General features: G+C 63.2%; 15 protein-coding genes and 1 riboswitch. Of the genes, 13 read left to right on the plus strand and 2 right to left on the minus strand.

Features of this window, described 5'->3' with window-relative positions:
• Positions 1-777, minus strand: a complete 777-nt coding sequence (locus tag ACQ4W6_RS17235; protein WP_436568396.1) for a DUF481 domain-containing protein — start codon at positions 775-777, stop codon at positions 1-3.
• A 246-nt stretch (positions 778-1,023) separates the two neighbouring features.
• On the opposite strand from ACQ4W6_RS17235, the gene ACQ4W6_RS17240 reads away from it, so the two are divergent.
• From ACQ4W6_RS17240 to ACQ4W6_RS17300, 13 genes are all read left to right on the plus strand, one after another.
• On the plus strand, positions 1,024-1,407 hold the full coding sequence (locus tag ACQ4W6_RS17240; RefSeq protein ID WP_436568397.1) for a hypothetical protein: 384 nt from the start codon (positions 1,024-1,026) through the stop codon (positions 1,405-1,407).
• A 164-nt stretch (positions 1,408-1,571) separates the two neighbouring features.
• Positions 1,572-2,258, plus strand: a complete 687-nt coding sequence (locus ACQ4W6_RS17245; RefSeq protein ID WP_436568398.1) for a winged helix-turn-helix domain-containing protein — start codon at positions 1,572-1,574, stop codon at positions 2,256-2,258.
• Positions 2,251-3,615: a sensor histidine kinase gene (locus tag ACQ4W6_RS17250; protein ID WP_436568399.1), complete on the plus strand. Its 1,365-nt coding sequence runs from the start codon at positions 2,251-2,253 to the stop codon at positions 3,613-3,615. Before ACQ4W6_RS17245 ends, ACQ4W6_RS17250 begins: the two co-directional genes overlap by 8 nt.
• 229 nt (positions 3,616-3,844) lie before the next feature.
• Entirely contained in the window at positions 3,845-4,819 is a 975-nt protein-coding gene (gene hemB, locus ACQ4W6_RS17255; RefSeq protein ID WP_436568400.1) for a porphobilinogen synthase, read from the plus strand.
• An 81-nt stretch (positions 4,820-4,900) separates the two neighbouring features.
• Positions 4,901-6,256: an MBL fold metallo-hydrolase gene (locus ACQ4W6_RS17260; RefSeq protein ID WP_436568401.1), complete on the plus strand. Its 1,356-nt coding sequence runs from the start codon at positions 4,901-4,903 to the stop codon at positions 6,254-6,256.
• A 78-nt stretch (positions 6,257-6,334) separates the two neighbouring features.
• Positions 6,335-6,844, plus strand: coding sequence for a peptide-methionine (S)-S-oxide reductase MsrA (gene msrA, locus ACQ4W6_RS17265; RefSeq protein ID WP_436568402.1), 510 nt, complete (start codon positions 6,335-6,337; stop codon positions 6,842-6,844).
• 19 nt (positions 6,845-6,863) lie between these two features.
• Positions 6,864-7,682 carry a helix-turn-helix transcriptional regulator gene (locus tag ACQ4W6_RS17270; RefSeq protein WP_436568403.1) on the plus strand — a complete coding sequence of 273 codons (819 nt, stop codon included), beginning with the start codon at positions 6,864-6,866 and terminating at the stop codon, positions 7,680-7,682.
• A 176-nt stretch (positions 7,683-7,858) separates the two neighbouring features.
• Positions 7,859-9,220 (plus strand): MFS transporter, encoded by a 1,362-nt coding sequence (locus ACQ4W6_RS17275; protein ID WP_436568404.1) that lies wholly within the window; start codon positions 7,859-7,861, stop codon positions 9,218-9,220.
• Between the two features lie 21 nt (positions 9,221-9,241).
• On the plus strand, positions 9,242-10,921 hold the full coding sequence (locus tag ACQ4W6_RS17280) for an FAD-dependent oxidoreductase (protein WP_436568405.1): 1,680 nt from the start codon (positions 9,242-9,244) through the stop codon (positions 10,919-10,921).
• 30 nt (positions 10,922-10,951) lie between these two features.
• Positions 10,952-11,137: a hypothetical protein gene (locus ACQ4W6_RS17285; protein ID WP_436568406.1), complete on the plus strand. Its 186-nt coding sequence runs from the start codon at positions 10,952-10,954 to the stop codon at positions 11,135-11,137.
• Positions 11,134-12,438 carry a homogentisate 1,2-dioxygenase gene (gene hmgA, locus ACQ4W6_RS17290; protein WP_436568407.1) on the plus strand — a complete coding sequence of 435 codons (1,305 nt, stop codon included), beginning with the start codon at positions 11,134-11,136 and terminating at the stop codon, positions 12,436-12,438. The genes ACQ4W6_RS17285 and hmgA overlap by 4 nt, the downstream gene beginning before the upstream one ends.
• A gap of 67 nt (positions 12,439-12,505) precedes the next feature.
• On the plus strand, positions 12,506-12,670 hold the full coding sequence (locus ACQ4W6_RS17295; RefSeq protein WP_436568408.1) for a hypothetical protein: 165 nt from the start codon (positions 12,506-12,508) through the stop codon (positions 12,668-12,670).
• Positions 12,671-12,744: 74 nt separating this feature from the next.
• Positions 12,745-12,906: riboswitch (FMN riboswitch) on the plus strand.
• Between the two features lie 173 nt (positions 12,907-13,079).
• Positions 13,080-13,580 carry a 6,7-dimethyl-8-ribityllumazine synthase gene (locus ACQ4W6_RS17300; RefSeq protein WP_436568409.1) on the plus strand — a complete coding sequence of 167 codons (501 nt, stop codon included), beginning with the start codon at positions 13,080-13,082 and terminating at the stop codon, positions 13,578-13,580.
• A 67-nt stretch (positions 13,581-13,647) separates the two neighbouring features.
• Here ACQ4W6_RS17300 and ACQ4W6_RS17305 read toward each other — a convergent pair whose 3' ends face one another.
• Positions 13,648-13,776, minus strand: a complete 129-nt coding sequence (locus tag ACQ4W6_RS17305) for a hypothetical protein (protein WP_436568410.1) — start codon at positions 13,774-13,776, stop codon at positions 13,648-13,650.
• Between the last annotated feature and the right edge of the window lie 102 nt (positions 13,777-13,878).

The following is a 13,878-nucleotide window of genomic DNA, read 5'->3' on the forward strand; positions in this document are numbered from 1 at the left end:
TCAGAAGGAGTAGACCAGAGTGAGGGAGGTTTGCGTATCCGTGTTTTTCTTGTCGTCCGGTACGCGCGTGTCGTTGCGGGCGCTGAAGGCGGCCTTCATTTGCATGGTGCCGTTGATCTTGGTGCTGAGGGCAGTTTCGGCGATCGAGTGGGTATTCGAGGTGCCCCGTTCGACGCTGACCGTTTGCGTAAACATCGCCGACTGGCTGATCTTCCACTTCATGGCAGCCGCGCCACGTATCGTCAGGCCGTGTTCCGATTCGCCCGTGTCATTCGTGCCGCTGAAATAGCCAGGACCGGCTTCCACGTCGACGCTCTTGTCGTTCGACTGGTACCAGCGTGAGCCATGACCGACGGCCAGGGTCGAGTACTTGGTGTAGGCGCCGAACTTGTCGTTGACGTGCGAGGCCAGCACGAACAGCTTCTCGTGGTCGGCCATCAGCTTGTAGGCGGCCTTGGCGGAGGCGGAAAAGCGCTCGGCCGAGCGTTCGCGCACTTTCTCCCCGTCGTCATTGGTGGTTTCGTCTTCCTTGAAGTAGCCGCTGAAGATGTACTGGTTGCTCCAGTCATCGAGTTCCTGGCGCGCGTCGATCTTGCCCGTGACGGAGGTGCCGACCGTATTGCCCGAGGTGGTGATGGCGCCCAGTTCGGCCGAAGTGCTCCAGCTGCCGATGGCGATTTCATCAAACAACATGCTTTGCTTGGTGTCCTTGGCGGCGGCGCCGCCGCAGGTGATGGCCATGGCCAGCGCCAGTGCGAGAGAGTGGGTCGATTTCATGGCTGTATGCTTGTCTGTGGCGCGCGCCGGGCATGGCGGCGTGCCTGCGGTTCGTTAATGGCTCGTGATAATGGAGTCGATGTTGGCCGCGGCAATCCGGGCGCCGCCGAAAACGTGCCTGCGCGGGCGCTGCCAAACATGGTCGAGGCTGTATTGTACCCGACCCTGTCATCGTCCGCCGCACGGGGCGCAGTGCAGGAATGCTGTTATAGTGGAGCAACCTTGCCAACTTGATATCTGAAAATAATGACATCGAAAACGCTGTGTGTCCTTGCTGCGCTGGCAGGTCTTTTTCCGGCCATGCCGGCCGCCGCGCAACCGTCCGCGCCAGTTCCCGCGCCGGCACCGGCCGTGACCCAGGCGATGATACGCGAAGCCGTGCGCGCCGTGCTTGCGCAAGAGGCGCGGGAGCGCGACGCGCTGCCGCAGCCCGCCATGCAGCAGGTGACGATACGCGCCGACAGAAAATATGCGGAGTTTGCCGCTGCCTTTGCCGAAGCGAGGGTGCCTGACTGCCTGCATCCGGATGGCTTGAAGCGTCAGCCGACGAATATCGGCCCGATCGGCGTGGTTGGTCTGTATGCCTTCCCCCTTGTAGCGGTGGCCAAGCTGCGTGGCAAGTGTAATTAAGTGGATAAGTGGGGGCAGGCTTACCGCCTTCATTGATTCCCTGGAGCGGCATTTTGCCGGCCTGGCGAGGCAGGGCTGCCAACAGGGCTGGTAAGCGGCGCGTGCCTGGCGTATGCTGCGCGTCATCACCTGTCCCCCTACGCAATACATTACAAGGAACCAACGTGCGCTGCCTGGTCATCGAAGACGAAGCCGAGACTTCCCGCTACATTTGTGCCGGCCTGCGCGAGGCTGGCCACGACGCCACCGCCTGCGACAATGGCATCGACGGCATGCGCCTGGCCTGCGGCGAAGACTGGGATGCGCTGGTGCTGGACCGTTTGCTGCCGGGCGAGATCGATGGCCTGGCCATCGTTGCGCGCCTGCGCGGCATGGGCCGCAACACGCCCGTGCTGGTGCTATCGGCGTTGTCCAGCGTCGATGAAAGAGTGCGCGGCTTGCGCAGCGGCGGCGATGATTATTTGTCAAAACCGTTCGCCATCGCCGAACTGCTGGCGCGCATCGAGGCGCTGCTGCGCCGCGCCGCGCCCGTGCCTGAAGCGACGCAGCTGCAGGTGGCCGACCTGGTGCTCGACATGCGCACCATGCGCGTGACGCGCGCCAACCGGCAAATCACCCTGCAACCGCGCGAATTTCGCCTGCTGGAATACCTGATGCGCCATCAGGGCCAGTCCGTCACGCGCGCCATGCTGCTCGAAGCCGTGTGGGACTACCATTTCGACCCGCAGACGAATGTCATCGACGTGCAGGTGAGCCGCTTGCGTACCAAGATGGACAAGGAATTCACGCCGCAGCTGATCCACACGGTGCGCGGCGTCGGCTACACCCTGGGCGTGCTCGATAGTGCGTAACTGGCACCGCTCGATCGCCGCGCGCCTGGCGCTTGGCTATGGCGTGCTGGTCATCGTGTCGATCAGCATCGTGTGCGCCGTGTTTTATGTCGGCACCATCGGCGTGCTTGATCGCAGCGTGGACCGCAAGCTGGCCTTGCTCTCGGAGCGCCTCGCCGCGCTGTACGAGCAGGGTGACAGCGGCCGCACGTCGGCCGAAATCGCCCACTTGCTCACCGACCGCACCGACAGCGACACAGAGATCTTTTTACTCGTCGGCGCCAATGGCCAGCGCGTGGCAGGCAATCTGTCGTCCTGGCCCGACGCGGACAGCCCCGTGGGCAAGTTGCTGCACCGCGACGTTACGCGTGAAGGGCGCAGGGTGCCCGCGCGCATGCTGATCCGTGAGCTGGCGGGTGGCGCGCGCCTGTTCGTGGGACGCGACATGGAAGAGGGCAGGTCGATCCGCAGCCTGGTCTTGCGCTCGCTGGCCTATGGTGGCGGGGTGGCCATCTTGCTGGTGGTGGCGGGCGCCTGGCTGTTTCGCCGGCAGCTTGAAGCGCGCATCGGGCAGATACGCCGTACGGCGGGGGAAATCGAGGCGGGGGACCTGAGCCGGCGCATTCCCGTTTCCAGCGACGATGAATTCGGCTTGTTGAGCCGCGACATCAACCGCATGCTCGACCGCATCGAGCACCTGATGGAGGGCGTGCGCCATGTGTCGAACGCCATCGCGCACGATTTGCGCACGCCGCTGGGACGCATCCGCAACAAGCTCGATGGCGCCTTGCGCCAGGAGCAGAGCGTGGCGGGCTATGCGAACGCGGCGCAGGGGGCCATCGACGATATCGACGACTTGACGCGCGTGTTTGACAAGCTGCTGCAGATCGCGGCGGCAGAATCGGGCATGCGACCTGAAAATTTCGATGACATTGATTTGCATCAAATCGGCAGCGACATCGTGGAAATGTACGAAGCCACGGCCGACGAGCGGGGCGTGCTGCTGGTACAGATGTATGGCGAGGGCGTGCCTGCGCGTGGCGACCGCAATTTGCTGGGCAGCGCGCTGGCCAGCCTGGTCGACAATGCCATCAAGTACGCGGGGCCGGGCGCCACGGTGGAAGTGTCGGCCGGCAGCGACGAGCAGGGCGCCTGGCTGGCCGTACGCGACAACGGCCCCGGCGTACCCAGGGAAGAACTGTCGAAGCTGACGCAGCGTTTTTACCGCCTCGACAAGAGCCGCCACTTGCCCGGCAATGGCCTGGGCCTGTCCATCGTGGCGGCGATTGCAGCCCTGCACGGCGGCAGCCTGGACATCGAGGATGCGGCGCCGGGCTTGCGCCTGCGTTTGCGGCTGCTGCGCCAGCGTGCCCGTTAGCGTGGCAAATCGGCACATGAGCAACTTGTAACCCCCTTCATTTTCATCTTCCCCTATCATCCGTTCTACCCGGCCTGGAGCGGCTGCATGCGTGCAGCCCCTGGTCCGGGCCGTTGGCGGCTGCTGCCGGCGTTTTTTGACCTGGACGGCGTTTTTGCCGGATGAGCGGGCACAATCGGCGTGATCGGCGTATACTTATCGGCGTTCTCAACCTGAAGCCAGTCACCCCATGCCAGCACAATTCCCCACTTCGCGCATGCGCCGCCTGCGCGCGACCCCGCAACTGCGCGAGTTGTTCCGCGAAACCGAGATCAATCCGCGCGACCTGGTCCTGCCGATCTTCGTCGACGAAGGCGCCAGCGATTTCATCGACATCACCTCCATGCCCGGCGTGCGCCGCATTCCGGAAGCGAAGCTGGCGCAGGAAATCGAGCGCTTTGCGCGCGCCGGTTTGCGCTCGGTCATGACCTTCGGCATTTCGCACCACAAGGATAGCCATGGCACGGATACCCTGAACCCGGACGGCCTGGTGGCGCGCATGTCGCGCATCATCAAGGACGCCGTGCCTGAAATGGTGGTCATGTCCGACACCTGCTTCTGCGAATACACGGACCATGGCCATTGCGGCATCCTGCATGGCGACACGGTCGACAACGACAGCACGGTACTGAACCTGGGCAAGCAAGCGGTCATCGCCGCGCAGGCGGGCGCCGACATCATCGCCCCGTCGGCGGCCATGGATGGCCAGGTGGCGGCGATTCGCAGCGCGCTCGACGCGGCCGGTTTCCACGACACGCCCGTGATGGCGTATTCGACCAAGTTCGCGTCCGGCTTGTATGGCCCGTTCCGCGACGCGGCCGGCAGCACCCTGAAGGGCGACCGCAAAACCTACCAGATGGATCCGATGAACCGCCGCGAAGCGATCCGCGAATCGCTGATCGACGAAGCCGAAGGCGCCGACGCGCTGATGGTCAAACCGGCCGGAGCGTATCTTGACATTATCCGCGACCTGCGCGAAGTGACGCGCCTGCCGATCGGCGCGTATCAGGTCAGCGGCGAATACGCGATGATCAAGTTCGCCGCACAGGCGGGCGCCATCGACGAGCGCCGCGTGGTGCAGGAAACCCTGGGCGCCATCAAGCGCGCAGGCGCGGACATGATTTTTACTTACTTCGCGATGGATGTGCTGAATAATCCGTACTAATTTCGGCCAGGGCAGTGGCGTTCCAGTATCATGGCGCCCCGTCCAGTCCGAAGCCGCGATTTGTCGCCTTGTAGTCTACCTATGCCCCTGAAAATCTCCCGTATCCTGCACGCCGGCTATGTCTTCGAATGCGAAGGCACGGCCATCGCCTTCGATCCCATCGTTGAAAATCCGTTCAGCCGCAACTGCCACGCGTTTCCGTCAGTGCGTTTCGACCTCGATTGGGTGCGCCAGCTGCGCTGGGATGCCGTCTTCATCTCGCACTTCCACGACGACCACTGCTCGCTCGATAGCCTCGATGTGCTCGACCGCGCCACGCCCATCTACCTGTACTGCGTCTTCGACGAACTGTTCGCGATGATCCGCGCGCTGGGTTTTAGCCGCGTCGAGCGCCTGCAGGTCGATGTGCCGGTGCAGGTGGGCGCCATCGAGGTGATCCCGCGCCGGGCGCTGGACAACGATGTCGATTCCCTGTTCCAGGTGCGCGCGGCCGGCTTGAACGTGCTGAACGTGGTCGATTCCTGGATCGGCCCCGATACCCTGGCGCAATTGGCCGCCTTTGCACCTTGGGACATGGTGCTGTGGCCGTTCCAGACCATGCGCGAAATCGCCGTCATCGCGCCGTCGCAAGCGCAGCAGGGGCCGGCGCTTTTGCCAGAACCGCTGCCCGACGACTGGGCGCCGCAGCTGCGCGCGCTGGCGCCGCGCTACATCGTGCCCAGCTCCTGCCAGTTCGTGCAGGAAGACTGGTCCTGGTACAACCATGCGATGTTCCCCATCACCTACCGCCAGTTTGCGCAGGAAATCGGCGCCGCGCTGCCCGGGGCGCACATCTTCCGGCTCGACCCATCGACAGCCGTACTGCTCGATGCGCAAGGCATGGCGCCTGCCGCGCCGCTACCCTGGGTCATTCCCGTGGGCCCGCAGGACGTCGATTTCGACTATCGTCCCGATGCGCTTGCGCCCGCCACGTCTGACATCGCGCGCCGCTTCGCGCCCTTGAATGCGCAGGAATTGGCGCTGGTGCTGGACTTTTGCCAGCATGGCTTGCTGCAGCGCTACCGCGACATGGAGCTGCCAGACGACAGCTATTTCCAGCAGCCGCGCCTGTGGCGTCTTGCGCTGTATGGCCACGACGGCGCTGCTACGGTCCTGCATTACCGCACGCATGGCGACTTGATCGACCTCGTGCCAGCCACAGACGAGGCGCCGGGCTGGAGCACCGAGCTGCCATTGATGAAATGTTATTCTGCGCTGGTGCTAGGCGAATCGCTGACGTCGATGTACATGCGCATCAACGATGGTGTGTTTGACGCCGCCACGCAGGCCGAACTGATGGATGCCGACATCGTCGACGACCCATTGATCCGCTGCCTGTTCAATGACGCCATCGGCGCCTACCAGGCGGCGCAGCTGAAGCGCCTGCTGGCCCGCTGAAGAAAACCGCGCGACAGAGTAAGATGATGGACTAATATGATGGACTACATCAGCATCTCAGCTCAAGGAATGATGAACATGACACAAGACAAGGAAACCGCAATCCTGGCCGGCGGCTGCTTCTGGGGTGTGCAGGACTTGCTGCGCCGCTATCCGGGCGTGATCGCCACGCGGGTTGGCTACAGCGGCGGCGATGTGGCCAATGCCACCTATCGCAACCACGGCACGCATGCGGAAGCGATCGAAATCGTCTTCGACCCGCAGGTGATCAGCTACCGCAAGATCCTGGAGTTCTTCTTCCAGATTCACGACCCCAGCACGCAAGACCGCCAGGGCAATGACCGCGGCAGCAGCTACCGCTCGGCCATTTTTTACACCAGCGAAGAGCAACAGCGGGTGGCCGAAGAAACCATCCGCGACGTGGACGCCGCCGGCCTGTGGCCAGGCAAGGTGGTGACGCAGGTGGCGCCGGCTGGCCCGTTTTGGCAGGCCGAACCGGAGCACCAGGATTATCTGCAAAGATTGCCGCACGGCTATACCTGCCATTACATCCGGCCGGACTGGGTCTTGCCGCAGCGCGGGCAGTAAGCCAATAGCAGGAGGCGGCATGCGCTATTGGCGGGTGGAAAAGCGGCAGGCGGAAGGACAGCTGGACTTCGGGCGCACCCTGGAGCTCATGGCTGCCATCGGCCATGCCGACGTCAATGCCGTCGCAAACGCCATCCTGAAGACGGTCAGCACGGTCGCGCCCATTGCCCAGTGCACCATCTTTGCCTATGAATTTGGCAACCGGCCCCGTACGGTGGCCGTGGCCGACCGGCGCGGCGGGCGTTTCTTGCAAGATATTGCTGAGAGTTATGCGCGCCACTATTACGCGCTGGACGGCAACCAGCGCGTGATTGCGCCAGTGCCGGGTTTGAAAATCGATCCTGCCATCGTGCTGCACCAGCAGGCCAGCGACGAGATCGACCATGCTGGCTACCGTGCCACGTGCTATCAAAAGCCCAATGTGTCGGACCGCCTGTCGCTGCTGGTGCAGCCGGCTGGCGACATCTGGCTATCCGTCAATTTCTACCGCGATAGCAGCCAGGGCAAGTTCCAGGACGACGAAGTGATGGGCATTGAAACCCTGTCGCCTTTGTTTGCCCATGCCGTCAAGCACCACTACAGCTTGAATGGCCAGACGACGCAAGGCATCGCGCCGATGATGCTGGCAAGGCTGCGCCAGCATTGCCCCGCCTTGAGCAAGCGCGAACTCGATGTGCTGCGCTGCGTGCTCGAAGGCCTTACTGCCGTGGAGATAGCCGACATCATGGGCGTGCAGCCCTCCAGCGTGACCACTTACCAGAAGCGCGCCTACAAGCGCCTGGGCATTTCCAGCCAGCGCCAGTTGTTTGCGCTATGCATGGCGCCGGCGCAGCGGTAGTTCTTTTGGCGTAGGCGCGGCTGCGCCTTTTTAACTATTTTGCCTTCGGAATGTCCCCAAAATGGGGACAGGGTTTGTAAGGCGCCTCTGCATACTGTGCTTCAAGCCGGGAACACCCGGCAGCTCTTACCCAATAAAAATAACCAGGGGGAGAGCGATACTTTATGGAGACAAGCATGACCATCGCCCAAGCGGGTTCCCCCGCCACCAATGCGCCCGTCCTCGACGCGGCTACCATACAACTGGAACAACAGGTGATGCGCAAGGTTTCGCGCCATTTGCTGGGTTTTTTGTTCCTGCTGTTCGTGTTTTCCTTTCTTGACCGCATCAATATCGGCTTCGCCGGCTTGACGATGATGCAAGACCTGGGCCTGTCCGGCACCCAGTTCGGCTTTGCCACCACCCTGTTTTACATCGCCTACATCGCCTGCAGCATCCCCAGCAACATCGTGCTGGCGCGCATCGGCGCGCGCAAGTGGATCGGCAGCATGATGATCGCCTGGGGCCTGGCCTCGACGGCGACCCTGTTTGCCAGCGGCCCGTCCAGCCTGTACGCGCTGCGCTTCCTGGTTGGCGTGACGGAAGCGGGCTTTCTGCCCGGCATGCTGCTGTACCTGACTTACTGGTTTCCCAGCGCCTACCGGGCGCGGGCCAATGCCCTGTTCATGATCGCCATGCCCGTCACGGCAGCCGTCGGTTCGGCCTTGTCGGGCCTGATCCTGGGGCTGGACGGCCACTGGGGATTGAAGGGCTGGCAATGGCTGTTCTTGCTTGAAGGCATGCCGTCCGTGCTGTTGGGCGTGGCCGTGTACGGTTACCTCGACGACTCGCCCAACAAGGCGAACTGGCTGAGCAAGCTGGAACAGCAAGTGCTGGCGCGCATGCTGGAGGCCGAGCAAAAGCCTGCCGCAAGCAAAGCTGCGGCGCAAGCGTCGGCGCAGAAAAATACCACGGTGCTGGCCGAAATGTGCTCGCCCACCGTACTGAAATTCGGCCTCGCCTACTTTTGCCTAGTCAACACGCTGGCCATGGTGGCTGTCTGGACGCCGTTGATCGTGAAAAGCTTCAATAGTGGCGCCAGCAATACGCAGATCGGCTTGTTGGCGGCCATTCCGCAAGTATGCACCGTCATCGGCATGATTTTATGGGGCCGCCGCTCGGACCGCCTGCAGGAGCGCCGCTGGCATATCGTCTGGCCCATGCTGCTGTCGGCCGCCGGTTGGCTGTTCACGGCGTACTCGGGCAATCCTGTGGTGCAGTTGCTGGGTGTGTGCATGGCCTCGACGGGCGCTTATACGGCCATGTCCATCTTCTGGACAACGCCGGACCGTGCCCTGAGCCTGGGCGCGCGCGCCATCGGCATCGCCGTCATCAATGCCACGGGCAATATCGGCTCGGCGCTCAATCCTGTCGTGGTGGGTTGGCTGAAAGACATCACGCACAGCTTTTCCACGGGCCTGTTGTACGCCAGCGTGCTGCTGGTGGTGGGCGCGGCCATCGTGCTGACCTTGCCGATCGCCCGCAGCGGCAGCAAATAATATTGTTGAAGAGGAAATATCATGAGTGACGCATTTCACCCTTATCCCCATGTGCCAAAGGTGTATCCACCAGGCAAGCCTGCTGGCGCTTCCACGCAGCACGTCCCCGTATTGATCGTCGGCGGCGGCCCCGTGGGGCTGGCCACGGCCCTGGGCCTGGCGCGCCACGGTGTGCGCTCCGTGCTGATCGAGGCCGATGATGGCGTGTGCACGGGCAGCCGCGCCATCTGCATCTCGCGGCGCAGCCTGGAAATCATCGAACGCCTGGGCGCGCTCGACGGCTTCCTGGCCAAGGGCTTGCCGTGGGCCGGTGGGCGCAGCTTTTACCGCGAAGAAGAAGTGCTGCACTTTACGATGCCGCAAGACGCGAACCAGAAATTGCCGCCGATGGTCAACCTGGCGCAATACCATATCGAACAATTTTTGCTCGACGCGGCCGAACGCCAGCCCGAGCTGATCGATATCCGCTGGCAAACCAGGGTCACGGGCGTGGAGCAACGTGAAGACGGCGCCACCGTCACCGTGGCCACGCCAGACGACACCTACAAAATCGAGACCGACTGGCTGGTGGCGGCCGATGGCGGACGCAGCGTGGTGCGCGAGGCGCTGGGGCTGAAACTGCAGGGCACCAGCTATGAAGGCCGCTATGTAATCGTCGATATCCACTTGAAAAGCAGCCGTCCCACGGAGCGCCTGGCGTATTTCGACCCGCCGTCGAATCCTGGTTCGACCGTGCTGGTGCATAAGCAGCCCGACGATATCTGGCGCATCGACTACCAGTTGCGCGACGACGAGGATGGGCAGGCGGCCGTGCTGCTGGAAAACGTGGCGCCGCGCGTGGAAAGCCTGCTGGCCATGATGGGTGAGACGGCGCCGTGGCATCCCGTCTGGATCACCATTTACAAGGCCAACGCCTTGACGCTGGAGAAATACCGCCATGGCCCCGTGCTGTTCGCGGGCGACGCGGCCCACCTGGTGCCGATTTTCGGCGTGCGCGGGGCCAATTCCGGCATCGACGACGCCGACAACCTGGCCTGGAAGCTGGCGTACGTGGTCAAGGGCCAGGCGCCGCACGGCTTGCTCGACAGCTATTCGGACGAGCGCGTGTTCGCCGCCCATGAAAACCTGCGCCATGGCACGAAAAGCACGGAATTCATGGCGCCGCCCACGTTTGCCTTCGAACTGATGCGCACGGCCGTGCTGGGACTGGCGGGCAAGCATGCGCAGGTACGTTCCCTGATCAACCCGCGCCAGACCAGCGCCATCGCCTATGCGCAGTCACCCCTGAATGTGGCCGAGCCAGGCGTATTCGTGGCCGGTCCCGCGCCAGGCACGGTGCTGCCCGAATGTCCGCTCACACTGCTGCACAACGGTGCGCAGAAAGCGGCGTATATTACCGATGTGACGAATCTGGCGCAGGGACGCTTCACGGGCCTGTATTTCAGCGACGATGGCAAGGTGCCGCCCGAACTGCTGGCGCTGGAGCATGTGTTGCCCTTGATGGTGATGGCGGTCAGCCGCACGCCCGCGCAGGCCGGCGATGTTGCTGGCGTCTGGGATCATACGGCGCAGGTATTCCCGCTATTCGGCGCCCAGCCAGGCAGTTTTTACCTGGTGCGCCCGGATGGGCACGTGCTGGGCCGCTGGCGCGAGGCAAGGGTGACGCTGGTGGCCGATGCGCTGGCGAAGGTTTTACATTGAGAATGCAGTACATCAGGATCAGGAGATAATATGACCGACATCGAACTGGATAATTTATACACCGAGCTGTGCCATACCATGGGCCGCGTGGGTGAACAGGCGGCGCCATTGCTGCTGGCCCGCTTCGCCTTGCTGGCCATGGGCGCCATCGGCAAGGCCGACGTGGTGCAGGGCTTGCTGCGCGACGCGGCCGAAGGCTTGGCGGAGCCGGCATGATAGGCGCCGGCTACCAAAGTGGTTTCGGCAATGAATTTGCCACGGAAGCCGTGCCAGGCGCCTTGCCGCATGGGCAAAACTCGCCGCAGCAGGCGCCGCTGGGCCTGTACGCAGAACAGCTGTCAGGCACGGCCTTTACGGCGCCGCGCGCGCAGAACCGCCGCTCTTGGCTGTACCGCATCCGCCCGGCCAGCCAGCATCCGCCATTTACACCGCTGGAGAACACGCGCATCGTCAGCGATTTCCAGGCCATGCCTCCGACGCCGCCGAACCAGCTGCGCTGGGACCCATTGCCGTTGCCCGATGACGCTACGCCGACGGACTTCATCGACGGCTTGCACACCATGGCCGGCAATGGCAGCGCCGAAGCGATGAACGGCTGCGCCATTCATGTGTATGCGGCCAACCGTTCCATGCAGCGCTTCTTTTACTCGGCCGATGGCGAGTGGCTGATCGTGCCGCAAGAGGGCCGGCTGGCCATTGCCACGGAACTGGGCCTGATCGAGCTGGAACCGCAGGAAATCGCCGTCATCCCGCGTGGCGTGCGTTTCCGCGTGACGTTGCCAGATGGCAAGGCGCGGGGCTATGTCTGCGAAAACTTCGGCACCGCCTTCCGCCTGCCCGACATGGGGCCCATCGGCTCGAATGGCCTGGCCAACGCCCGCGATTTCCTGACGCCGCACGCGGCCTATGAAGACATCGATGGCGAGTGCGAACTGGTGGCCAAGTTCGGTGGCCACCTGTGGCGCACCACGCTAGATCATTCGCCGCTGGACGTAGTGGCCTGGCATGGCAATTACGCGCCGTACAAATATGATTTGCGCCGCTTCAATGCCATCGGTTCGATCAGCTACGACCATCCTGACCCGTCGATTTTCCTCGTGCTGCAAGCGCCCAGCGAAAATCCACTGCTGGGCGCCATCGACTTTGCCATCTTCCCGCCGCGCTGGCTGGCCGCCGAGCACACCTTCCGCCCGCCGTGGTTCCACCGCAACGTGGCCAGCGAATTCATGGGCTTGATCCATGGCGAATACGACGCCAAGGCGGCCGGTTTCGTGCCGGGCGGCGCCAGCCTGCACAACTGCATGTCCGGCCACGGCCCCGATGCGCAGACGTTCGAGCGCGCCTCGCACAGCGACACGTCCGCGCCCGTGAAGGTGGGCGACACCATGGCCTTCATGTTCGAGACGCGCACCATCATCAAGCCCACGCCATTCGCCTTGAGCGGCGAACTGCTGCAAAACGACTACTTTGAGTGCTGGCAAGGCTTGCGCAAGCATTTCGACCCCGATCCACTGTGATTTTTCAGCCCATGCCGTCCGCGCACGCGGGGGCATATGCAAAATCCGGATAAGCGAGAGCGGCACCATGCGTTCACGGCGGCGCTTCCTGCGCGGTAACGCGAACAACCTGGCCGACAAGGTCTACCGCAACCATACGCTCACCAGCTTCGTGCCTGACGCCGTGAATGGCGACACGGTGATCATTGGCCAGGGCCGCACGGTGGGCGCGTCGTACACCGTGCAGTTCTGACCGCGCTGGGCAGTGGCATGGGCGATATGCTATAGTCGCCGGGCGTGGCCACCGCACCCTGTGCGGTGGCCACGCAACGTTCTCAGGGCGGGGTGCGATTCCCCACCGGCGGTAATGGCATGCGTGCCTAGCCCGCGAGCGCTTGGCGGCATGGTCTCTTGACCATGGCGGCAAGGTCAGCAGACCTGGTGTGATCCCGGGGCCGACGGTATAGTCCGGATAAAGAGAGAGCGGGATGGAATCACTGTGTCGACGCCGGTAGCTGCCACGGCGCATCGGCGGCCTGCGTTTGCCGTCGCTGTGCGGGTGGTATCCTGCGCACGCACAGGGCGTGGCATCTGCACGCCTGGCATATCCCCTTCGATCCACATGCCCTGTTTTTTGTCATTCTTGAAAACAGGAGTTATACATGTCACCACCATCCGCAGCAGCAGGCAAGCGCATCGCTTTCATCCAGGCCGGCTGGCACCGCGACATCGTCGCGCAATGCCGATTGTCCTTTATCGCCGAGATGGCGGTCCTGGGCATCGCCGAGAGCGACATCGATGTCATCGACGTCGCCGGCGCCTTTGAAATTCCCCTGCATGCGCAAGTGCTGGCCAACAGCGGCCAATACGCGGCGATTGCCGCTTCCGCCCTCGTCGTGGACGGCGGCATCTACCGGCATGATTTCGTGGCCGATGCCGTCATCTCCGGCATGATGCAGGTGCAGCTGGCGACGGGCGTGCCCGTGCTGTCGGCGGTGCTGACCCCGCACCACTTCCATGCGGGCCACGAGCATCAGGAGTTTTACTTCCAGCACTTCAAGGTCAAGGGCGCTGAACTGGCCACGGCATGCGCGGCCACGATCCGCTCCCTGCAGCGCCTGGAAAACCCTGCGGCCAAACCGCATGCAGCCCTGGCCGCATAGGCCGCACTTTGCCTTGAAGCCGTAGTGCCGAGGGGCCAGCACATGTTGTGGTGTGCTGGCTCTTTTTTTACGCCGCCACCTTTGTCTCGTCTTGCAAGATGCGTAGCACGTCTTCCTTGTGGCTGCTGGCCCAGTGCGCGGCGCGCAGGGTCTGCGTCAGGAAGCGCACCACCAGTTCGACATGCTGTTCCAGCATGCTTTCATGGCGGAAGAGTTGCTGGAACCGCGTTTCGTCGCGGCCGCCCTGAAAAATCTGGGCCTGGCCAATTACTGGGAACCAGCCAAGGTGTAGCGATCC

This window comes from Janthinobacterium woesei (assembly GCF_051380875.1).
Lineage (GTDB): Bacteria > Pseudomonadota > Gammaproteobacteria > Burkholderiales > Burkholderiaceae_D > Janthinobacterium.